The organism is Mesobacillus maritimus, assembly GCF_023715205.1.
In the GTDB taxonomy this organism is placed as follows: domain Bacteria; phylum Bacillota; class Bacilli; order Bacillales; family Cytobacillaceae; genus Mesobacillus_B; species Mesobacillus_B maritimus_C.
Window position 1 is genome coordinate 37,787 of sequence record NZ_JAMBNR010000001.1, and the last position, 20,972, is coordinate 58,758.

Annotated in this window: 18 protein-coding genes; 16 read left to right on the forward strand and 2 right to left on the reverse strand. The window is 38.3% G+C overall.

The window, feature by feature from the left end:
* Window positions 1–28 precede the first annotated feature (28 nt).
* The 12 genes from M3182_RS00175 (at window position 29) to menE (ending at window position 13,721) form a co-directional block, all read left to right on the forward strand.
* Entirely contained in the window at window positions 29–799 is a 771-nt protein-coding gene (locus M3182_RS00175; RefSeq protein ID WP_251555676.1) for an enoyl-CoA hydratase/isomerase family protein, read from the forward strand.
* Between the two features lie 48 nt (window positions 800–847).
* Window positions 848–1,990, forward strand: a complete 1,143-nt coding sequence (locus M3182_RS00180) for an acyl-CoA dehydrogenase family protein (RefSeq protein WP_285866488.1) — start codon at window positions 848–850, stop codon at window positions 1,988–1,990.
* Between the two features lie 35 nt (window positions 1,991–2,025).
* A complete protein-coding gene (locus tag M3182_RS00185; protein WP_251555678.1) occupies window positions 2,026–2,865 on the forward strand; it encodes a 3-hydroxyacyl-CoA dehydrogenase family protein in 840 nt (279 codons plus the stop codon).
* A gap of 12 nt (window positions 2,866–2,877) precedes the next feature.
* Window positions 2,878–3,654 carry an enoyl-CoA hydratase/isomerase family protein gene (locus M3182_RS00190; RefSeq protein WP_251555680.1) on the forward strand — a complete coding sequence of 259 codons (777 nt, stop codon included), beginning with the start codon at window positions 2,878–2,880 and terminating at the stop codon, window positions 3,652–3,654.
* Window positions 3,655–3,666: 12 nt separating this feature from the next.
* The gene (locus tag M3182_RS00195) at window positions 3,667–4,848 is read left to right on the forward strand and encodes a thiolase family protein (RefSeq protein WP_251555682.1); all 1,182 of its coding nucleotides are present in this window, start codon (window positions 3,667–3,669) and stop codon (window positions 4,846–4,848) included.
* Window positions 4,849–5,035: 187 nt separating this feature from the next.
* On the forward strand, window positions 5,036–5,818 hold the full coding sequence (locus tag M3182_RS00200) for an enoyl-CoA hydratase/isomerase family protein (RefSeq protein ID WP_251555684.1): 783 nt from the start codon (window positions 5,036–5,038) through the stop codon (window positions 5,816–5,818).
* A 37-nt stretch (window positions 5,819–5,855) separates the two neighbouring features.
* Window positions 5,856–6,902, forward strand: coding sequence for a TRAP transporter substrate-binding protein (locus M3182_RS00205; protein WP_251555685.1), 1,047 nt, complete (start codon window positions 5,856–5,858; stop codon window positions 6,900–6,902).
* 81 nt (window positions 6,903–6,983) lie between these two features.
* Window positions 6,984–7,505, forward strand: coding sequence for a TRAP transporter small permease subunit (locus M3182_RS00210; protein ID WP_251555687.1), 522 nt, complete (start codon window positions 6,984–6,986; stop codon window positions 7,503–7,505).
* Complete coding sequence (locus M3182_RS00215; protein WP_251555689.1) at window positions 7,505–8,818, forward strand: TRAP transporter large permease; 1,314 nt, start codon at window positions 7,505–7,507, stop codon at window positions 8,816–8,818. Before M3182_RS00210 ends, M3182_RS00215 begins: the two co-directional genes overlap by 1 nt.
* A 25-nt stretch (window positions 8,819–8,843) precedes the next feature.
* Entirely contained in the window at window positions 8,844–10,412 is a 1,569-nt protein-coding gene (locus M3182_RS00220) for a class I adenylate-forming enzyme family protein (RefSeq protein WP_251555691.1), read from the forward strand.
* Between the two features lie 13 nt (window positions 10,413–10,425).
* Window positions 10,426–12,096 (forward strand): class I adenylate-forming enzyme family protein, encoded by a 1,671-nt coding sequence (locus M3182_RS00225; protein WP_251555693.1) that lies wholly within the window; start codon window positions 10,426–10,428, stop codon window positions 12,094–12,096.
* A gap of 80 nt (window positions 12,097–12,176) precedes the next feature.
* Window positions 12,177–13,721, forward strand: coding sequence for an o-succinylbenzoate--CoA ligase (menE, locus tag M3182_RS00230; RefSeq protein WP_251555695.1), 1,545 nt, complete (start codon window positions 12,177–12,179; stop codon window positions 13,719–13,721).
* Between the two features lie 81 nt (window positions 13,722–13,802).
* Here menE and M3182_RS00235 read toward each other — a convergent pair whose 3' ends face one another.
* Entirely contained in the window at window positions 13,803–14,969 is a 1,167-nt protein-coding gene (locus tag M3182_RS00235) for a pyridoxal phosphate-dependent aminotransferase (RefSeq protein ID WP_251555696.1), read from the reverse strand.
* A gap of 86 nt (window positions 14,970–15,055) precedes the next feature.
* Between M3182_RS00235 and M3182_RS00240 the strand changes: the two genes are divergently transcribed.
* On the forward strand, window positions 15,056–15,844 hold the full coding sequence (locus tag M3182_RS00240) for a carbon-nitrogen family hydrolase (RefSeq protein ID WP_251429706.1): 789 nt from the start codon (window positions 15,056–15,058) through the stop codon (window positions 15,842–15,844).
* 260 nt (window positions 15,845–16,104) lie between these two features.
* On the opposite strand, the gene M3182_RS00245 is transcribed toward M3182_RS00240, so the two are convergent.
* Window positions 16,105–18,237, reverse strand: coding sequence for a sigma 54-interacting transcriptional regulator (locus M3182_RS00245; protein ID WP_251429703.1), 2,133 nt, complete (start codon window positions 18,235–18,237; stop codon window positions 16,105–16,107).
* A gap of 324 nt (window positions 18,238–18,561) precedes the next feature.
* Here M3182_RS00245 and M3182_RS00250 point away from each other — a divergent pair, with 324 nt between their 5' ends.
* From M3182_RS00250 to M3182_RS00260, 3 genes are read left to right on the forward strand one after another with little or no spacing between them, the layout of a single operon-like run.
* Entirely contained in the window at window positions 18,562–19,347 is a 786-nt protein-coding gene (locus tag M3182_RS00250; protein WP_251429700.1) for an enoyl-CoA hydratase/isomerase family protein, read from the forward strand.
* Window positions 19,348–19,367: 20 nt separating this feature from the next.
* Window positions 19,368–19,586: an acetyl-CoA carboxylase biotin carboxyl carrier protein subunit gene (locus M3182_RS00255; RefSeq protein ID WP_251429697.1), complete on the forward strand. Its 219-nt coding sequence runs from the start codon at window positions 19,368–19,370 to the stop codon at window positions 19,584–19,586.
* Window positions 19,587–19,607: 21 nt separating this feature from the next.
* Window positions 19,608–20,972, forward strand: coding sequence for an acyclic terpene utilization AtuA family protein (locus M3182_RS00260; protein WP_251429694.1), 1,365 nt, complete (start codon window positions 19,608–19,610; stop codon window positions 20,970–20,972).

Below are 20,972 nucleotides of genomic sequence, written 5' to 3' on the forward strand. Positions count from 1 at the left end.
TGATTTTTATTAGGGTGGAGGAGGGAGAATGGATCGCTATAAGTATCTTACGGTTGATATAAAAAATAATAAGATTGCGATTGTAAAAATGAATAGTAATCAACCGCTAAATTTATTGAGTGCAGGATTTATATCAGAATTAATGACCGTTTGTTTGGATCTAAATGAAAATGAGGCAATTCATGTTGTAATCTTAACAGGGGGAAAAACGAGCTTTATCGCAGGTACGGATATAAAAGAGTTGACCGGACTCTCAGTATCACAAGCGTTTGATTTAGTAACGAAACTAAAAGCTCTACAAGAAATCATCATGGAATCTTCTAAGCCGTTCATCGCAGCCATTAGCGGATATTGCCTTGGTGGAGGATTTGAACTTGCTTTGGTTTGTGATTTCCGTGTTGCAAGTACCGATGCTGTTTTTGGACTTCCACAAATTAATCTAGGTATTATTCCTGGAGGTGGAGGAGTGACCCGGCTTGTAGAAATCTCTGGTCAAACAGTGGCACGAAAAATGGTGTTAACAGGAGACCTGATTTCTGCTACTCGAGCTCTTGATTGGAACATCATTAGCGATCTAACAGACTGTCCAGTTGATGGAGCTTTAGTAATCGCTCATTCATTAGCTTCCAAAAGTAAACGGGCGTTAGCAACAGCAAAAAGATTATTGAATCAGAAGATGTTGAGTTCGAACCAAAACCATGCCTACCAAGAAATGCAAGCGTTTACTTTGTTATTTGATTATCCTGATTCCGTTGAAGGAATGGGGGCTTTTCTAGAAGGTAGGAAACCAAGTTTTTAAATTTGTAAGTTTTGAGTTACCAAGTTTACAAGAATGGAGGAATGAATCTTGTTATTAACAGAGCAGACGGAAATGATTCAGAGTGTCGCTAGGAAAATTGCGAAGGAACAAATTGCTCCTCAAGCCAAGGAGGTGGATGAGAAGGGAGAAACACCATGGGCAAATTTAAAAGTATTAGCTGAGAATGGATTTTTTGGCATCAATGTCCCAGAGGAATACGGTGGAGTTGGTTCAGATATGGTATCACATGTTGCTGTAGTTGAGGAGATTGCCTCAGTTTGTGCTTCTACGTCGGTTTCTTTATCAACTCAAGCTTTGACAATCGCTCCCTTCCTTTTAGCTGGTACAGAAGGACAAAAAAAGAAATATGTGACTCCGTTAGCAACAGGTCAGGTATTAGGATCATTTGGTATCACTGAACCTGGGGCAGGTTCAGACGTAGCGAGTATTAAGACTTCTGCGGTTAGAGAAGGGGATTATTATCGAATTAATGGACACAAAGTGTTTATTACCAATGCTGGAGAATCGGAGATTTACGTTTTTGTTACGCGAACATCTGAAAGTCGGACCAATGGGGTCTCGCTTTTTATCGTAGAAAAAGGAACACCGGGTTTAACCTTTGGTAAAAAGGAAGAGAAAATGGGTATCAGAGGTTCAGTTACGAGAGAAGTATTTTTAGAAAATGTGAAAGTACCGGTAGAAAACCGGATTGGTGAAGAGGGTGAAGGATTTAAAATTCTTATGAATGTGTTCAACGAAACAAGGCCAGTGGTTGGGGCTCAAGCAACAGGGATTGCTCGCGGTGCTTATGAACACTGCTTAAATTATGTAATTGAAAGGCAACAATTTAACAAACCACTTCATCATTTCCAGATGGTTCAAGCCATGCTTGCTGATATGGCGATGAAGATAGAGGCCTCTAGATTGCTCGTCTTAAAAGCCGCAATGATGCTAGATCAACATGACCCCAATGTGATTGCAAATTCGTCAATGGCTAAATGCTTTGCTTCTGATGTTGCGATGGAGGTCACCACGAATGCGGTTCAACTATTAGGGGGGTATGGTTACGTAAAAGATTATCCACTGGAACGAATGATGCGAGATGCAAAAATCACTCAAATTTATGAAGGAACAAATCAAATTCAAAGAGTAATTATTGCCAAGCAAATTATTGAAAATGCGAAAAAATAAAGTGGCTTAAAACGAAAAGGAGATGAGATTTTAAAATGAATTTTACTGTAATTGGTGGGGGATTAATGGGTTCAGGAATCGGCCAGGTTGCTGCCCAAGCTGGATATAAGGTCACGATCATCGATGTTTCGAACGAGGCACTAGAAAAGGCACAAGATAGAATTTCTCTGTCAGTGAAAAAGTTTGCACAAAAAAACATCATTCCAAATGAGGAAGAAGTTCTGTCGAATCTACGTTTTTCAACAAATTGGGATCCTATTTCAAAAGCTAATGTAATCATTGAAGCAGTCCCTGAAAGGCTGGAGCTGAAAAAGGAAACCTTTAAAAGATTAAACCAATTGGCTAAACCCGATTGTTTGCTAGCAACGAACACCTCTTCATTGTCGATTACAAATATCGCTAGTGTAACATCAAGACCAGAAAAAGTTATTGGCATGCACTTCTTTAGCCCAGTCCCGATGATGCCATTGTTAGAACTCGTTCGGGGCTATAAAACTTCAAATGAAACGTATGAATTTGCTAAAGAAGTGGGCGAAAAACTTGGAAAAAGAATGATTACCGCTGAGAAAGATTATCCAGGGTTTCTAATGAATCGAATTTGGTTACCGATGGTTAATGAGGCGTGTTTTGCCGTAATGGAAGGAGTGGGAACACCAGAAGAAATCGACCAAGGATTTATCGATGGATATGGCCATACAATGGGACCTCTCAAAACCATTGATATGGCAGGAATTGATACTGCACTGTGGGCAATGGAAGCTCTTTATGAGGGGTTCAATGACCCTAAATACCGCCCATGTCCATTGTTAAAGAAAATGGTGGAAGCAGGAGACTTAGGTAGGAAAACTGGAAAAGGATTTTATTCTTATAACTAAGGAGGTTACAAAATGGACGACGTACTTTTATGTAAAATTGAGGGAAAAGTTGCAACGATGGAGATTAATCGACCACCTTATAATCCATTGAATCCAGCAGTCTTTGAAAAGATGATAGGATTTTTAGAAGAATTGTATCGAAACGAAGAAGCACATGTGCTTGTGATCAAAGGGACAGGAGAAAAAGCATTCTCGGCAGGAGCGGATATTAACCAATTTGTACCAAGACTCGGAAGTAAAGATATTTCTTTGACAGCAGGTTTTCATAAAGCATTTGAATTGCTAACTCAGTTGTCTATTCCTGTGATTGCCGCATTAAAAGGTCATGTTCTGGGCGGGGGATTAGAACTAGCACTTGCATGCGATTTCCGAATCTGTGACGAAAACACCAAAATGGGTTTGCCTGAAGTAAATCTGGGACTCTTTCCCGGAGCAGGAGGTACCCAACGTCTTCCTAGATTAATAGGAAAGTCGAAAGCAATGGAGATGATTATGTTTGGAACTCCAATTGAGGCAGAAGAAGCAAAACAATTGGGATTAGTAAACAAAGTGGTACCCGCAGGGCTAGTAGAAGAGGAAGCGATGTCTTGGGCAAATACACTTAAGGAAAAGCCAAGGGTAGCAATTCAAAAAATCAAAAAGACTATCCAACACGGAAGTAATCTCCCGTTATCAGAAGGACTTCGATATGAGATGGAGATGTTTGCAGAAATGTTTGTTAGTGAAGATACCACAGAAGGGGTAACAGCCTTTCTAGAAAAAAGGAAACCGAATTTTAATAGGATATAGGAGGTATGAAAGTTGAAAAATGTCTATGTAATTGAAGGAGCCCGAACTCCATTTGGAACATTTGGTGGAAATTTAAGAACTACAGAAGTTACGGATTTAGGTGCTATTGCTACAAAGGAAGCTCTTAAGAAAAGCAAAGTGCCCGTTGAAGAAATGAATCAAACTTTTTTTGGGAATGTCATTCATTCTAGTACAAATTCTCCGTATTTAGCACGTCATATTTCTTTAAAAGCAGGGATTCCAGAAACTTCACCAGCACTTACTGTGAATCGCCTTTGTGGGTCTGGTCTACAAGCAGTAGTAAATGCTGCACAAGCAATCCGTTTAGGGGAAGCAAGTGGCGCTGTTGCAGGTGGTGCGGAAAACATGTCAATGAGTCCACATGTTGTTAGTGACCTCCGATTTAATCCAATAAAAATGGGAGTTCCACACTTTGAAGATACACTCTCAGCTGCATTAATTGACCAATATTGTGGTTTAGGTATGGGAATGACAGCGGAAAATCTAGCGGAGAGATATGAGATTAGCCGTTCAGAACAAGAAGAGTACGCAGTTCTAAGCCAAGCAAGAGTTGCAAAAGCGAAAGAAAAAGGTGTATTTACAGAGGAAATTGTCCCCGTATTGCGTGAAAATGGTGAAGTTCTATTAGCAGAAGATGAACATCCAAAACCGAATACAACCATAGAAAAAATTAGCAAATTACGCCCGGCATTTAAAAAAGATGGCACAGTTACAGCTGCAACAGCAAGTGGAATTAACGACGGTGCTGCTACAGTAGTGTTAGGAGATGAGCAACTTGTCAACAAGCATGGAATCAAACCTTTAGGTAGAATTGTGTCTTGGGGCATTGCCGGAGTTGATCCGAAATATATGGGGATAGGTCCTGTTCCAGCGACTAAACAAGCATTACAGAGAGCAAATTTACGAATGCAAGATATTGACTTAATTGAAGTCAACGAGGCATTTGCGGTCCAAGTCTTATCTGTAAAAAAAGAGTTAGGAATTGACCTTGAAAAATTAAATGTTAACGGTGGAGCAATTGCCATTGGGCATCCCGTTGGTGCAAGTGGTGCACGGCTATTGTTAACATTAACATACGAATTACAAAGAAGGAATAAACGTTTTGGATTAGCTAGTTTATGTATTGGTGGCGGCCAGGGCATATCGGTCATCATTGAAAATATGAACATATAGTTCACTAATAGGAAAAGCTAAATGACAACTTAGTAGTTTGTTTACTATTAAGTTGTCATTTGTTAAGAAAGATGTACAGTTGTAATACTAGATTAACGCAGATCTATTAAAATAGACTGAAAATTAAAATTTATTATTGGCACAGAAATTGCATATTCAAAAGAAAAGGAAAAAGGGAGGAGGAATAATGATGGGAGAATCAGTCCTTTTTGAAATCGATAGACGGGTAGCAAAAATCACATTAAATGAGCCTGAACATTTAAATTCGTTATCTAGAACAATCACCGAAGGCCTTGAAGAAGCTCTTGATCGAATTGAACAAGATACTAATATCCGTAGTGTTATATTAACAGGAAGCGGAAAAGGTTTCTGTGTGGGTGGAAATATTAAAGAATTCCCAACAGAAATGAATGCACTCCAAATTAAAGATTGGATGAAATCAGCTTCAAATTTAGCTTTAAAACTTAATAAGATTGAAAAACCAGTTATCGCAGCCGTTAACGGTTTTTCAATGGGTGCAGGTTTTAGTTTAGCGCTTGCGGCCGATTTTATCATTGCCTCAGAAAATGCCTCTTTTGGGATGGTTTTTAATAAAATTGGTGCTGTACCAGATATGGGCGCTCACTATTACTTGCCTAGAATTGTTGGACTACAACTGGCAAAGTATTTAATGTTTACAGCTAAAAAGATAACTGCCCAAGAAGCCAAAGAATTAGGGATTGTTTTAAATGTGGTTCCAGAAAGTGAATTGAATACTAGAGTATTCGAAATAGCTCACCAAATGTCTGAAAGCGCTTTATCAGCTATAGGGCTGTCCAAATCAATCTTAAATAGAAGTTTTACTATGTCTCTAGAGCAAATTTTATATGAAGAAGGGATAGCACAGGGGCTAGCATTCTCTACTGATGAACATAAAGAAGGTGTCCGAGCCTTTGTAGAAAAAAGAAAACCGGATTTTATAGGGATATAAAGGGTTTGTAAGCCAATAAATAATTGGGGGAAAGAGTATGAAAAAGCAGAAAAAGTTCTTCTTGGGTGTAACAGTTGTTTTATTCCTTGTATTTTTATCAGCATGTGGTGGAGGTTCAAGTGAAACTTCTTCAGATGGAAATACAGAAGAAACTTATAAGCTCACAATGAATGTAGCCTATCCACCGTCTAAAGTGGACGACGATGTTTTAATGAATGGTACTAAGAGATTTGCAGAATTAGTGGAAGAAAGAACTGATGGTAGAGTAAAAGTTGATGTATTCTATAGCAATCAACTCGTTCCTCAAGATCAGCTCTTAGACGCTTTAAAGACAGGTACTGTCGATTTTGGATATTCCGGTCCTCAATATTATGGAGATACGATTCCAACCGCATTCTTTACAAATCTACCATTTTTCGGAAAAGATATTGATCATATGATGTCATTAATTAGAGAAAAGGGAATTGATAAAATTGTAGACGAGGAAATGAAAGCAAATGGAGTAAAGCTTTTGTTCTACGGACCAACTGGTGAATATGGCTTAATGGGAAAAAAACCAATTCGCAGTATTGATGACATCAAAGGCATGAGTTTAAGGGCAGCAGGTGGATTATGGACTCCATGGTATGAATCATTAGGTGCTTCTCCTGTAAACGTAGCGGCTGCGGAAATTTATGAAGCGCTACAACGTGGAACAGTGGATGCAGTACCATACCCGTTCTATACATTGAATGACTATAGCTACCATGAAGTTGTTGATTCTATTACGACTCCTGGAGTTATTCCAAGTGCGGTAACCGCAAGTTTTATGAGTTTAAAAACATGGAACAAGCTTCCAGAGGATATCCAAAATGTGATTACTGAAGTTTCCCAAGAAATAGAATTAGAAAATGTTGAGAAATATAGATTGGTACAGGAAAAAGCCCTACAGTTTGCTAAGGAAAATGGAGTTGAAGTAATTGAATTATCAGACGAAGAATACAACCGGTTTGTACAATCTAGTCAAGTTGTATGGGATGAGTTCGCTAAAATGAACGACAACACAAAGAAAATTGTTGAAATTATGCGGGAAGATATGGAGTAGCAAGATATAGATGAAACAATTTCTAACCCATCCTTTGGTTATTCTCGTGGATAGCCAAGGGAAATTGGGGAAAGGAGGGAAATGATGAAAGGTATTTTAAAAGGTATTCAACGACTTAATGAAACCATCATGTGGATAACCGGGACGATTATTTTTATCATGGCCATATTATTGTTCTATGCCATCATTATGAGGTACTTTTTCGAGAAGCCACCTGCTTGGTCTTTCGATTTAACAAGTTGGTTTACAGGCTTATCTGCTTTTCTTGCAGGAGGATATGCACTAGCTCAAGGAGCACATGTAAGGGTCGATATTTTCTATGAAAGGTTCTCACTGCGTATACGTAGTTTCATAGATGCACTTACTTCGGTATTTATGTTTTTAATTGTATTTGTTCTCATTTGGAAAGGGATGGAACAGGTTCTAGCCAACTATGAAACAAATGCAATGGCCTCAACTGGTTTGAATGTTCCTATCTGGCTTAAATGGGTCATGGTTCCTATTGGAGGGATTCTTCTCGGTCTTCAGGGTATCGTTCATTTAATAAAAGATATTTATGCTGTAATAACAGGAAAGACACTTGAAGAGGGGGAATCGAATTAATGGATGCGGGTATTATTGCTTTACTATTATTTGGCTCCCTCCTTGTACTGTTATTCCTTGGCGTTCCGATTGCATTTGGGATGGGAGGGATCTCACTCATATTTGGGTTCATCTTTTGGGGTGGGTTGCCTAGCTTTGAAGCTTTTTCTCTGGGTGCATATGGAAAAGTAACAGAGTTCGTTTTATCAGCAGTGCCTCTATATTTATTGATGGCGGCTATCTTACAATATAGCGATCTAGCAGACGATATGTATGAAGCAGTCTATAGATGGTTTGGGGGCCTACGCGGTGGTCTAGCTGTAGGTACGACGTTGATTTCTTCTATTTTTGCGGCAATGGTTGGAATTGCAACAGTAGCAACTGCCACTTTGGGATTAACTGCTCGACCTTCAATGTTGTCTCGAGGGTATGATGATAAGTTAACCACGGGAACGATCATTGCAGGTGGAGCATTAGGAATTCTTATCCCACCAAGTATCATTATGATTATTTATGCTTCAGAGGCAGCGGTTTCTCCTGGAGCAATGTTCATGGGCGGGATCGTTCCAGGTATTTTGGCCGCGGTTATTTTCATAGGATATGTGCTAATAAAATGTGGAATTAATCCTGAAATGGGGCCGGCCATTAGAAAAGATGAGCGATTTTCATTGGGGGAAAAGCTAGAATCTATAAAATCCATCTTTTTACCGTTGTTTGTGATTGTTTTAGTTTTAGGTTCAATCTATACTGGCGCTGCAACTCCAACAGAGGCTGCGGCAGTTGGCGTAGTTGGTGCATTAATCAGTGCAGCGATAAAAAAGAAGTTAACAAAGGAGAACATCAAGAAAATTTTTGCTATGAGTGTTCGGGTAAACGCTATGGTTTTTTGGATCTTGATCAGCGCGGTTGCTTACTCGCGAATTGTTTCTGTTACAGGTGTAGGTAGTTGGTTTGCTGATTTTGTTACAAGTTTTGAAGTGAATGCCTGGGTTACTTTGATTGCGATGCAACTTGTGTTTTTTGTACTAGGAATGTTTATTGACCCTGCTGCGATCATTTTAATGACAGGTCCGCTTTTTCTACCAGTGGTGACACAACTTGGTTTTGACCCCGTTTGGTATGGAGTCATTTTTGTCATTAATATGTGTATGGCTTATATGACACCGCCTTTTGGTTTTAATTTGTTTGTTATGAGAGGGATAGCGTCAGATCTTAATATCAACACAATTTACCGATCAGTGTGGCCGTTTGTCGGTTTATACGCTTTGGTAATTGTCATTTGTATGTTTTTCCCACAGTTAGTTTTATGGCTACCAAATCTCATGATTAAATAACGTTTGTAAATATAGGAGGTCTAATGTGAAAAGAATAGGTGACATCCTTCAAGAAGCGATGCAGTATTGCCCTGAAAAACCATTTTTGATTGAAGCAAACAAAAGAATCACTTATAAAGAGTTAGATGAAGCCACTGATCGATTAGCCAATGGATTACTATTGCATGGATTGAAGAGAGGAGATCATATAGCCATTCTTGCTTTAAATCAATTAGAATGGCTAATTACCTTTTTTGCTGCGGCTAAGGTAGGGATTGGGGTTGTTGCGTTAAATGTAAGATACAGGGAGCAAGAACTTGAATATATGCTAAACCATGCCGAAGTTAAAGCTTTAGTATGCATTGATGAACATGCAGGGTTTAATTTTTCTGAATTTTTCAATAAACTCCATTCCAAAGTGCCCTCTGTTAAAAAGTACATTTTTATTGGAGAGGGTTTTGAAGGGAGTTTATCTTTTTCAAACTTATTTTCGACTGATTTGAATTCAACCATGTTAGAAAAAGCTAAAATTCAGGTTAAAGCAGATGACATGGCCATCATGATTTACACTTCAGGTACCACGGGGAAACCAAAGGGAGTCATGATTACTCACCAAAGTATCTTAGCCTCTGGTAAAGCTCAAGTAGACCATTTCGCTGTAACCAATCAGGATATCATCATTGCCGGCCTCCCCCTTAATCATGTAGGAGGGATAACTTGTTCAATCACTGTCACTTTAATAAGCAAGGCTACAGCTATACTTATACCGGAATTTAAACCAAAGCTTGTCCTTGAGGCAATCGATAACCATAAGGCCACTATCTATAGTGGAGTTCCAACAATGTACCACATGCTATTTAATGATCCTGACTTTTCTTCCTATCATTTAAAATCAGTTAAGCTCGCGATTGCAGGTGGCTCAAATGTTGAACCTGAATTATGTGAGAAAATTAATACTTTTATGCCTAATGCAAGATTGGTAAATTTATATGGCTTAAGTGAAAGTTCTGGCGCATGTGTGATGTCAAGAATAACAGATTCAATAGATACTGTACAAAGAACAATAGGTGTCCCAATTGGAGATTTCCAAGCAAAGGTTGTCGATGATAATAGACAAAATGTTTCAGTCGGAGAAATCGGTGAACTAGCGATAAAAGGGGATGGCATCGCAAAGGGCTATTATCGTGATCCTGAAAAAACAATGGAAACATTCACTGATGGGGGCTGGCTATTTACTGGTGATATTGTCTCGCTTGATGAGGATGGGTATATTCGCTTTCAAGGTAGGAAAAAAGAAATGTACATCCAAGGTGGGTTTAATATTTTCCCGGTAGAAATTGAGAATCTATTAACCTCACACCCAAAAGTTTCCATAGCAGCTGGCATTGGGGTACCTGATGAATTTTTTGGAGAAGTAGGACGGTATTATATCATACCTGCTCCAGGTGAAAAACCAACAGAAGAAGAATTGAAAGAGTTTTGTCGCCGACGGCTTGCTGATTATAAAGTTCCTAAAAGGATTGTATTCGTTGAAAAGGTTCCAACAACACCAGCAGGGAAGATTCAAAAAGTAAAGTTAAAAGAAACCTATCTGAAATCGAAAAAGCAGAAGTAGAAAGGAGATTGTTATGTTATTTGAGAGAATCGCCAATAGAAGTTGGAGTAAACAAACCATTCCTGAATTATTTCATGAAACATGCCAATTACGAAAGAATAAAGTGGCACTAGTTTTCCAGGGTCAAAAAATCACTTTTAACGAACTAAATGTAAATGTACAAAAAGCAGCTTCGATGCTAATTGGAATGGGAATTAAGCCAGGAGATCGTGTTACTTTACTGCCAACAACACGGCCTGAATTCATCTATTTATATCTCGGAATCATTCATGTTGGTGCGGTATACAATGTCCTCAATCTGTTATGGGGTGAAAATGAAATTCGTGCAATTTTAGAGCGCAATGATCCAAAAGTAATCGTAACCATAGATGAATATAAAGGAAAGAACTTTATCGAATTAATTAAGAATTCAATTCCTGAACTCTCTATTAATGAGAATGAAGTTACCTCTAAAAATATCCCTAGTCTTACTCACATGATACAGGTAAGTGAACAAGGTGAAAATTATATTGGTTTCCATGCTTATGAGGAAGAAATTAGTAAAGTTCGTATTCGTCCGGATGAAATATTAGAAAGAGTTAAATTACAAAAAGGGACAGACACTCAAATCATGTATCAAACATCAGGATCAACCGGTGTTTCTAAAACCGTTTTATTAGATCAGCGAACCCCGTTAGCGGCGATTAATTTTGGTGCTAAAAACACAGGGTTTACTGAGGAAGATTCCTATATAAATTTTTCACCTATGTTTCATGTGGGAGGACTATTTGCCATTAATTTAAATCTCGTCTATGCAGGTACTACTCTGTATATTATGGATTCCTTTTCTCCGTTAGAAGCATTACAGCTCATCGACGAAAACCACATCACAACTACCTTCGCCTTTGCCGCACACCTACAAGGAATTAAACAATTACCTAAGTTTTATGATTACAATTTTACTATTAAGAAAATGGTTCTAGCAGGTGACCCTAAAGCCTACGATTTAGCGAAAGAAATGTGTCGCCATGATGATGTCGTTGTGAACATGTTGTTTGGTCAAACAGAACATTGCGGTTTGATTGGTCTAGGAGAACATGACTGTTGCGAACCTAAGCTACAAAAATACTTTAATGGCAGACCTCTTCCAGGTGTGGAAGTTATAATCAAGGACATTCACACAGGAGAAATCCTCCCAGACCATCAGCCGGGTGAAATTTGTTATCGTAGTCCGTTGCTTTTTAAAGGCTATTATAAGCAGCCTGATAAAACTTCTAAAGCGATTGACGAGAATGGATTTTTTCATAGTGGTGACTATGGAACATTGGAATTTGGTCATATACGTTTCTTAGGACGATTAGGAGGAGTGATTAAATCAGGAGGTGAAAATGTATCAACCTATAGAGTTAATTTACAGCTTATTGATCTTTTTCCTGATGAAATCGAAGACGTCCAATCTTTAGGAATTCCTGATGACTATTGGGGAACGAAATTAATTGCTTGGATTAGAAAGAAAGAAGGAAATGTTCCTTTATCAACTGAAGATTTGAAAAAAAGGTGTAAAGGGAAGATGGCAGATTATGAGATCCCAAAAGATATTTTGTTTTGGGATGGGGAATGGCCAGTTTCGGCAGAAGGGAAAATCAATCAAAAGCTACTTATACAAAGAGCAATAGAAATCCTGTCTAATAAACCTGTTCATTAGACAGTTGGTTTAAGTTCGAAAAGTTGTTGGCTAAGGTCCAAAGTTCATATTTATTTTATGTAAGTATAGGAGGAGTGGGGATGACGAACGGAATTGGAAGTTGGTTAAGGAAGCATTGTGAACGTGATGAAGATAAACTTGCGATTGTTTTTAAAGATAAAAGATTCACCTATCAACAATTTAATGATCGTGTAAATCAACTCTCGCATTCTTTCTTGGATCTTGGCGTTCGAAAAGGGGATCGGGTAACAGCACTTTTATATAATTCCAATGAAATGCTAGAAATTTTGTTTGCCTGCGCTAAACTAGGCGCGATTTTTGTCCCGGTTAACTATCGACTGAGTCCAGAAGAAGTTGAATACATTGTAGCAGATTCGGGCACACATCATTTTATTTATGATGAAAAGACAAAGCCGATTGTGGATAGCTTAAGGAAATATAAAACTAGGATCACAGACTTTATTTATATTGGGGAATATCCACATAAAATGGACCATAAATATGAAAACCTTCTTAGAAATTCATCTAACGAAGAGCCAAGTTATGAAATTAACCATGATGATATCGTGATGATGATGTATACATCAGGGACAACAGGGAGACCAAAGGGAGCTATGCTTAGCCACGGCAACATCCAGTGGAACACAATCAATTACATCACATTTCTTTCGTTAGTTAAGGATGATACAACTTTCACAGTTGCTCCGCTTTTTCATGTAGGTGGTCTAAATATTTTCACCGTTCCAATGCTGTACATTGGGGGGACTGTCTTTATCGATGACCAATTTGATCCTCGTAGGACATTGGAAACGATTGAAAATGAAAATATAACAACGTTGTTTTTGGTCCCGGCAATGTGGCAGGCCTTAAGTGAGGTAACGAACTTTGATGATTATGAAACGTCTTCGCTTCGATTATCCTTATCCGGTGGAGCACCTTGTCCAATCACAATTATTGAGTTTTTTCAAAAGAGGAAGGTTAAGTTTTATGAAGGGTTTGGCTTAACAGAAGCTTCTCCTTTTGTTTGTTTACTAGATTCTAAAAGTGCAATTCGAAAAAATGGTTCAGTGGGGAAACCACCCGTTCATATTGATGTTCGGATTGTGGACCCAAATAATTATGATGTACCAACAGGTGAAGTTGGCGAGTTACTAGTGAAAGGTCCAAATGTGATGGCAGGGTACTGGAATAAACCAGATGCGACTAGAGAAACGATAAAAGACGGTTGGTTATATACAGGGGATTTAGCAAAGTTTGACGAAGAAGGTTTCATATATATTGTAGACCGTAAAAAAGATATGATTATTACGGGTGGGGAAAATGTTTATCCGATTGAGGTAGAGCAAAGCTTGTACCGACATCCAAATATTAAAGAAGTAGCGATCATTGGCTACCCAGATAAAAAATGGGGAGAATCGGTAAAAGCTGTCGTTTCTTTGCATGATGATACAAAACCATTTACACTTGAAGAATTACGAGAGTTTTTAGATGGAAAACTTGCAAGATACAAAATGCCCAAAAAGTTGAAAATTGTCTCGGCTCTACCAAGAAATGCTACTGGCAAAATACTAAAAACTGTTTTGCGTAGGCTAGAACAAGAAAATGAAACTAAATATGTGAAATAATTCCCTTGTAAATGAACTCAAAAAGGCATCGGCGAAACCCGATGCCTTAATGGTTTTGAATTAAAGAATTTTGTGAGTGATTCATCTGAAAAGTTTTAATTTGTCTATCCGGTCAACTGCCTCGATTAATCGGTCTTCGGACACAAGTAAACCAACACGAACATAGCCTTCACCATATTTCCCAAACCCATTTCCTGGTGCAACAGCGACATCTGCTTTCTCCAATAGCAGGTCAGCAAACTCTTCACTCGTAAAGCCTTTCGGAGTAGGTAGCCAAGCGAAAAAAGACCCTGCTGGTGCATCAACCTGCCAGCCAATTTTAGAACAAGCTTTTATTAGCGTATTTCGTCGGTTCTCGTAAAGCTGTACAAGTTCCCTGACACATTCTTGATCCTCTGTAAGCGCGATAGCAGCGGCTTTTTGAATACCTGGAAAAAGACTGCAATATAAATGGTCTTGGATGAGATTCAACGCTTCAATGATAAGAGGGTTACCAACAGCAAATCCAACACGCCACCCAGCCATATTATAAGTTTTCGATAATGTATAAACTTCAATGCCAATATCTTTCGAACCTTCTACTTCAAGAAAACTTACAGGCTTCTTTCTGTCATAGCCGATAGCCCCATAAGCAAAATCATGTACAATTGTAATGTTGTTTGTTTTTGCAAACCTAACCGTTTCTTCGAAGAAGCTACGATTCGCGATTGCGCCCGTGGGATTATTCGGATAGTTTAGAAACATTAGTTTGGCTCTTTCACGTTGTTCTACAGAAATTCCTTCGTAATTAGGTAAAAAACCATTCTCTTTTAAAAGTGGGAAGGTCTCGTATTCGACGTTTGCTAGTGCAGCGCCAGATAAATAATCTGGATAACCTGGATCAGGCAATAACATTAGGTCCCCATCATTTAAAAGACAAATGGGGAGTTCAACAAGACCTGATTTTGCTCCAAAAAGGATAGCAATCTCATTTTCCGGATCCACTTCAACGCCATATTGCCGTTTATAAAATAGAGCAGCCGCTTCTTTTAACTCAGCTAACCCACGAAAAGAAGAATATTTATGATTTTGCGGGTCTTCTGCTGCTGTTTGTAGCGCTTTTACAATATGAGATGGGGTAGGTTGGTCAGGGTTTCCTTGACCTAGGTTAATGACATCACGACCTTCATTCACAGCATTTGTTACTTTGTTTACAAGATTTGCAAAAAATTGAACAGGTAGGTTTTTTAAACGGTTTGATAGTTCCATTCTTAAGCCACCTTTTTTTAAAAAGTAATTGCGATAATATTTCAAATTTTATAACCTTTATATAAACTTGTCTAGGGGGAGATAAAATGAAAATAGCGATTGTACAAATGAATATTCACTTTGGAGAGCCAAAGCAAAACTTTACAGCTGTTGAAAAATATATTGAAGAGGCAATAAACTCGAATGTTGATGTTATTGTTTTACCAGAAATGTGGAATACAGGATACGCACTAGATCAACTAAATCATTTGGCTGATGAAAACGGGGTAAAAACAAAAATGTTGTTAACAACACTGGCTAAAAAATACAAAATCAATATTGTTGGTGGTTCTGTTGCAACAAAAAAATCGGACGGTTACTATAATACGATGTATGTTGCGAATCGAGATGGAAAAATCATTGCAGATTATGATAAAGCACATTTGTTCAAGTTGATGGATGAGCATAAATTTATGAATCCAGGGCAAAGCAAGAATCTTTTCGAATTGGATGGAACAGTCTGCGGTGGGATCATCTGTTATGACCTTCGATTTCCTGAATGGACAAGAGAACATACACTGAACGGTGCAAAAGTAATTTTTGTACCTGCTGAGTGGCCAGAAGTTAGGATTGACCACTGGCAGATTTTGTTACAAGCGAGGGCAATTGAAAATCAATGCTTTTTGGTTGCTGTAAATCGTGTAGGCTCGGACCCTAATAATCAATTTAACGGCCATTCAATGGTGGTTGCACCGTGGGGAGAGGTCTTGCTTCATAACCATACAAAAGAAGGGATATTTTATGTAAATCTCGAGTTAAAAGAAGTTGATAGTGTACGACAAAGAATTCCAGTTTATGAAGACAGAAGAACAGATTTATACAATACAAAAATATAATCGGCTCTACTCAGGACGGTAATTCCTCCTCTACAATTGAATAACATATTTAGTAAGGTCATATAAACTGATCTCTAGGTTATTAATATTCGCAAACGTCAACAAAATTTGAAAGTAATTTTTAAAAGAACCACATTTTTATAGAAAAGGAAGCAACCAAATAGTTCTCATAACGGTTGCTTCTGTTTCTTATAGGCTCTTTTCTTTAGGATTTTAACAACAATCTGAACGAAAAATCCTTGTTATCTTCTCTGTTTTCGTTAAGAGGAGGTGAACCTATACTCCAACTCTTCCTTTATTCGATACTTTCTCATTTTTTGATAAAGGGTAGTTCTACTAATTCCTAAAAGATTCGCTGCTTTTGTTCGATTTCCACTGGATTTTTTCAATGCCTGTATGATGACATTTTTTTCTGTTTGATTTATGGATTCTTTGCGATTTAAATCTAATTTAGTTTCATCTTGTTGAGTATTGGAATGAAAAGTGTTTGTACTTAAGAATTCTTTTGGTAAATGTTCAACCTCAATCCATTCTGATTGAGAATAGTGAAATGCCCGTTCTAAGACATTCTCCAATTGACGTATGTTTCCTGGCCAAGTATATTGTTGGAATATCCTAACTACTTCAGCAGTGGTTCCCACAATCTCTTTATTTGTTTTATTGTTTATTTTTTCGATGAAATACTTACATAGAAGCGGAATGTCGTCTAAACGATTTCTTAATGGTGGAATTTGCAAATGAATAACATGAATGCGATAAAATAAGTCTTCGCGGAATTTACCTAGTTTTACAAGTTCCGTTAAATCCTTATTAGTGGCAGAAATGATGCGGACATTAACTTTAGTTGTTTTTGTAGCGCCTATCCGTTCGAATTCTTGTTCTTGAAGAACGCGTAATAATTTTACTTGTAAGGAAAGAGGCATATCCCCAATTTCATCAAGGAAGAGGGTCCCATTATCTGCAAGTTCAAACTTTCCAGGTTTTCCTCCTTTTTTTGCCCCGGTAAAAGCGCCATCCGCGTATCCAAAGAATTCAGATTCTAATAATTCTTCCGGGATTGCCCCGCAATTAACCTTAATAAATGCTCCTTTACGTCCAGATAAATGATGGATTCCTTCTGCAAATAACTCTTTTCCAGTTCCACTTTCTCCCGTAATAAGTACATTTGAAAGTGACTTAGCTGCAATGGCTGCTTCTTGTTTAAACTTTTTCATCGTTGCATTCAATGTGACAACCTCAGCAAATGGATCATTTTCTTTGGAAATCCGGTACAATTCACCTCGATAATAGCTAATTTCACTTTCAAGTTTCTCCATCTTTTGGAGAATGTCTTTCCAAGAATCAAGTTGCCTAAAAATAATTTTAAAAATCGCTCCAAGTTTCCGACCGTTCTGTACGATTGGCATTTGGGTAACAATACATTGTTGCCCAGTGATTTTTATCAGTTCTCCATCCATGTTCTCATTATAAATTAAGCTTCTCTCGGCAGGAATTTGTGGTGCAATCTTATTGATTGATACTCCAATGACATCCACTTGATTATTAATTTCGTAGAGTTCCATGAAACCTTTATTCACCATGGTAATCTTACCTTCATTATCCGTAATGACGACACCATCATATGCCAGTTCAAGAGCACTATCCAAAATTTTTTTCAATTTTTTCGTTGACTCAAGTTCATTCGCGATATTCTCGTACGATGTCACATCTCTTAATACAACCATAGCACCCGTAACGTTGTTCACTTCTTTTATCGGGATAAAGGAGGCAATTACTGTCAAGCTTTGAAAGGTGATTCGCTTGGCATCTTGTATTTCTCCTGACTTTATCGTTTCAATTAACCACCTTCTAAAAGGCGGGAGGAAACGGTCAATTGGTGCATCTATTAAATGCTTCCCATTTAAGTCGAGCAAGTCAATTGCTGTGGAATTATAGGTTATGATTTTTAAATGATCATCGACTGAAATGACGGCATCTTGTAGATTCTCAACTAGTGAAGTCATCCTAGTAAAAGCATTGTCTAAGGCTGCCATATGGGAACTAACTAAATCTGATTTAGACATAATGCCATAAACTTCCTGATTGTGATCTAGCACAACAGCTTGGCTAACATTCCCTTTTACCATAATATCCCTTGCCTCATACAAGGTTTGGTCCTTATGAATTGTGACAACGTCTTTAATCATGAGTGATTTAACAGACGTATCTAAAGAGGCGCCGCTAAGGAGTGTTCGGTAAATTGAATTCTTATGTACGATTCCCATAAGCTTAAGATTTTTGGTTATACACCCAAAGTCCACCTTATGTTCAAGAAATGCAGCAATTGTCTCCCGGATTGTACTGCTTGGAGACAAATTTACATAATTTACGGTTGTAAAATTACTAACTTTCAAGAACAGTCACCTCTGATAATTCAGAATATTTATATTATTTACACACCTTAAAGTATATCGTGTTAAAGTTCAAAAGACAAATCGAAACTGTAAACTTTCCTGAACAGTTGTTAACTTTTGTTCCAAATCTAGTACAATAAACGACCTTATACATAAATATGTTTCAAGTTGCCGAAATGAATAAAAAAAGAGACTACCCTGAACAATCAGGGTAAGTGTTCGGTTATTAAGAGAATTAATTTCATTTATGTATCAAAACAAACTTTTGGCACAGTTTTTGCATTGAAAACAGATAGATAACAACAAAAGGAATGAGGTGGAAAAATGTATTATGAAACACTTATCTATGAGGTGATTGGAAAGGTAGCAAAAATCACCCTGAATCTTCCAGAAATGCGCAACCCATTGACGGAAAAATCAACGCAAGAATTAATACACGCCATTCGTACTGCCGATGATGACTCCACCATCCATGCCATTATTTTAACAGGTGCTGGAAAAGCATTTTCAGCGGGTGGAGATTTAAATGAGTTTAAAAAAAATCTTGAGAAGACAGCTCCTGAGCTTTATTTCGAAGGAAAAGCTAGCACAGAGTTGTTCAAACTAGGAGCAGAAGTCACAACCCCATTAATCGCGAGTGTAAATGGTCCAGCTTTAGGAGGTGGAACTGGACTTGTATCTATGTGTCACTTAGCGATTGCTTCGACTGAAGCAAAATTAGGCTTGACGGAGCTTCGATTAGGACTTGTTCCATTCGTCATCATGCCATGGGTCCGCAGAGCTGTTGGGGATCGAAAAATGATGGAAATGATGCTTACCGCTGAAATTCTGTCTGCTGAACAAGCAAAGGAATTAAATTTAGTTCATCGAGTAGTCGAACCAAATTTACTCGAGGAAGAAACAATGAAATTGGCAACTCAAGTAGCGAGTTTTAGTCCGCTTGCTGTCAAATTAAGCTTAGAATCATTCTTTAATACAGAACAAATGGATATTATGAAAGCTTTTGATTATTTAACGAATTTAAGACTTGTATCGTTTATGAGTGAGGACTTAAAAGAAGGTGCCTCAGCCTTTTTAGAAAAACGACAACCAAGCTGGAGTGGAAAATAACTTTAAAAGGAGTGTATAAAATGGTGGAAGTTTTAGCGTCAATGTCAGGAAATGTCTGGAAAATTGAAGTGAAAGAAAACGATGTAGTAAAGGAGGGTGACGTCCTCATCATCTTGGAATCGATGAAGATGGAAATCCCTATCGAAGCCACACATGATGGCGTGGTTACTGCCATTCAGACAGCAGAGGGCGAATTCGTCCAAGAAGGAGACGTGCTGGTAACAATTAACAATGAGTAGAGAAAGGTGGGAGTGGAATAAATGAAAAAGGTTAGAATCGGAGCTGCCCAGGGGTTCTATGGAGATACAATCGAACCTGCAGTAGCGACAGCTGAAAAAGGAAATGTACAATATATTTGTTTTGATGCACTAGCAGAACTCACCATGGCTATCTTAGTGAAAGATAAGCGCAAAAATGAAAATGCTGGTTTTACGAAAGACATTGGGTTGCAAATGCGCGCATTGCTTCCGTATCTAAAGGAAAAGAGAATCAAGTTATTAACGAATGGTGGCGGGATTAATCCGGTAGGTGCCCAAAGAGAAATCCTCAGAGTGGCAAAGGAAATGGGGATCAATGATTTGAAAGTTGCAGTTGTTACGGGGGATAACGTGTTAGATAGAATTCCAGAATTTGAGGAAAAGGGATATAACCTTAATCACATAGATACAGGTGAGGGAATTGAACAGGTAAAAGATCGTTTAGAATTTGCAAATGCCTACATCGGAGCAAGACCAATTGTACGTGCTTTGGAACAAGGGGCCGATATTGTAGTTACCGGGAGGACGACTGACACTGCTCAGTTTTTGGCACCACTCATTTATGAATTTGGTTGGGGCGAAGAAGAATGGGATAAGCTAGCAAGCGGTGTATTTATGGGACATCTTCTCGAGTGTTCAGCGCAATCTACAGGTGGTAATTTTAGTGGGAACTGGCAAGATATCGAGGGATTTGACCGGATGGGCTACCCAATTGCTGAAGTATCTGAGAACGGTGAGTTTGTAATTAGTAAGGTAGAAGATCGTGGAGGATTAGTAACAATAGATACAGTAAAAGAACAGATGCTATATGAAATTCATGACCCCTCAGCATATTTAACACCAGATGTAATCGTGGATCTGACAAATGTAAGGTTGGAAAATATCGGACCAAATCAAGTGAGAGTGACAGGAACTAGAGGCAAACCGAGACCAGACTCTTTAAAAGTTGTCATGGGCTACGAAGATGGTTATGCGGGTCAAGTGATTGTCGGGTTCTCATGGCCTGATGCGATGCAAAAAGCAAGAAAGGTGGATGAAGTGATTCGAATACAACTAGAGCGGAATGGTCTTCGTTATCAAGAAGTTCGTACAGATTTTATGGGCTATAACGCTTTGAGTGGTCCATTAGCACATGAAAATGAAAGTGAGCTAAATGAGGTCTTCTTAAGAATGGTTGTCAAAGCGAAAACAAAGCAAGAAGCAGCTAAATTCAGCCGACTATTTCCACCTTTAGCTTTAAACGGTCCACCTTCAATGAGTGGTTTCTCTGGAAACTCTGCTCCAAGAGCCCTTTTAGGAATGTGGTCAACACTTATTCCTAGAGAAGATATTGAAGCAAACCTAAAAGTTGAAGTTGCGGAGGTGTAA

What these genes read in the sequence shown, in the direction of transcription:
- menE (WP_251555695.1), top strand. Translation starts at nt 12,177, where the DNA reads ATGACGAACGGAATTGGAAGTTGGTTAAGGAAGCATTGTGAACGTGAT.
- M3182_RS00200 (WP_251555684.1), top strand. Translation starts at nt 5,036, where the DNA reads ATGATGGGAGAATCAGTCCTTTTTGAAATCGATAGACGGGTAGCAAAA.
- M3182_RS00190 (WP_251555680.1), top strand. Translation starts at nt 2,878, where the DNA reads ATGGACGACGTACTTTTATGTAAAATTGAGGGAAAAGTTGCAACGATG.
- M3182_RS00225 (WP_251555693.1), top strand. Translation starts at nt 10,426, where the DNA reads ATGTTATTTGAGAGAATCGCCAATAGAAGTTGGAGTAAACAAACCATT.
- M3182_RS00240 (WP_251429706.1), top strand. Translation starts at nt 15,056, where the DNA reads ATGAAAATAGCGATTGTACAAATGAATATTCACTTTGGAGAGCCAAAG.
- M3182_RS00185 (WP_251555678.1), top strand. Translation starts at nt 2,026, where the DNA reads ATGAATTTTACTGTAATTGGTGGGGGATTAATGGGTTCAGGAATCGGC.
- M3182_RS00205 (WP_251555685.1), top strand. Translation starts at nt 5,856, where the DNA reads ATGAAAAAGCAGAAAAAGTTCTTCTTGGGTGTAACAGTTGTTTTATTC.
- M3182_RS00210 (WP_251555687.1), top strand. Translation starts at nt 6,984, where the DNA reads ATGATGAAAGGTATTTTAAAAGGTATTCAACGACTTAATGAAACCATC.
- M3182_RS00250 (WP_251429700.1), top strand. Translation starts at nt 18,562, where the DNA reads ATGTATTATGAAACACTTATCTATGAGGTGATTGGAAAGGTAGCAAAA.
- M3182_RS00215 (WP_251555689.1), top strand. Translation starts at nt 7,505, where the DNA reads ATGGATGCGGGTATTATTGCTTTACTATTATTTGGCTCCCTCCTTGTA.
- M3182_RS00235 (WP_251555696.1), bottom strand. Translation starts at nt 14,969, where the DNA reads ATGGAACTATCAAACCGTTTAAAAAACCTACCTGTTCAATTTTTTGCA.
- M3182_RS00260 (WP_251429694.1), top strand. Translation starts at nt 19,608, where the DNA reads ATGAAAAAGGTTAGAATCGGAGCTGCCCAGGGGTTCTATGGAGATACA.
- M3182_RS00255 (WP_251429697.1), top strand. Translation starts at nt 19,368, where the DNA reads ATGGTGGAAGTTTTAGCGTCAATGTCAGGAAATGTCTGGAAAATTGAA.
- M3182_RS00175 (WP_251555676.1), top strand. Translation starts at nt 29, where the DNA reads ATGGATCGCTATAAGTATCTTACGGTTGATATAAAAAATAATAAGATT.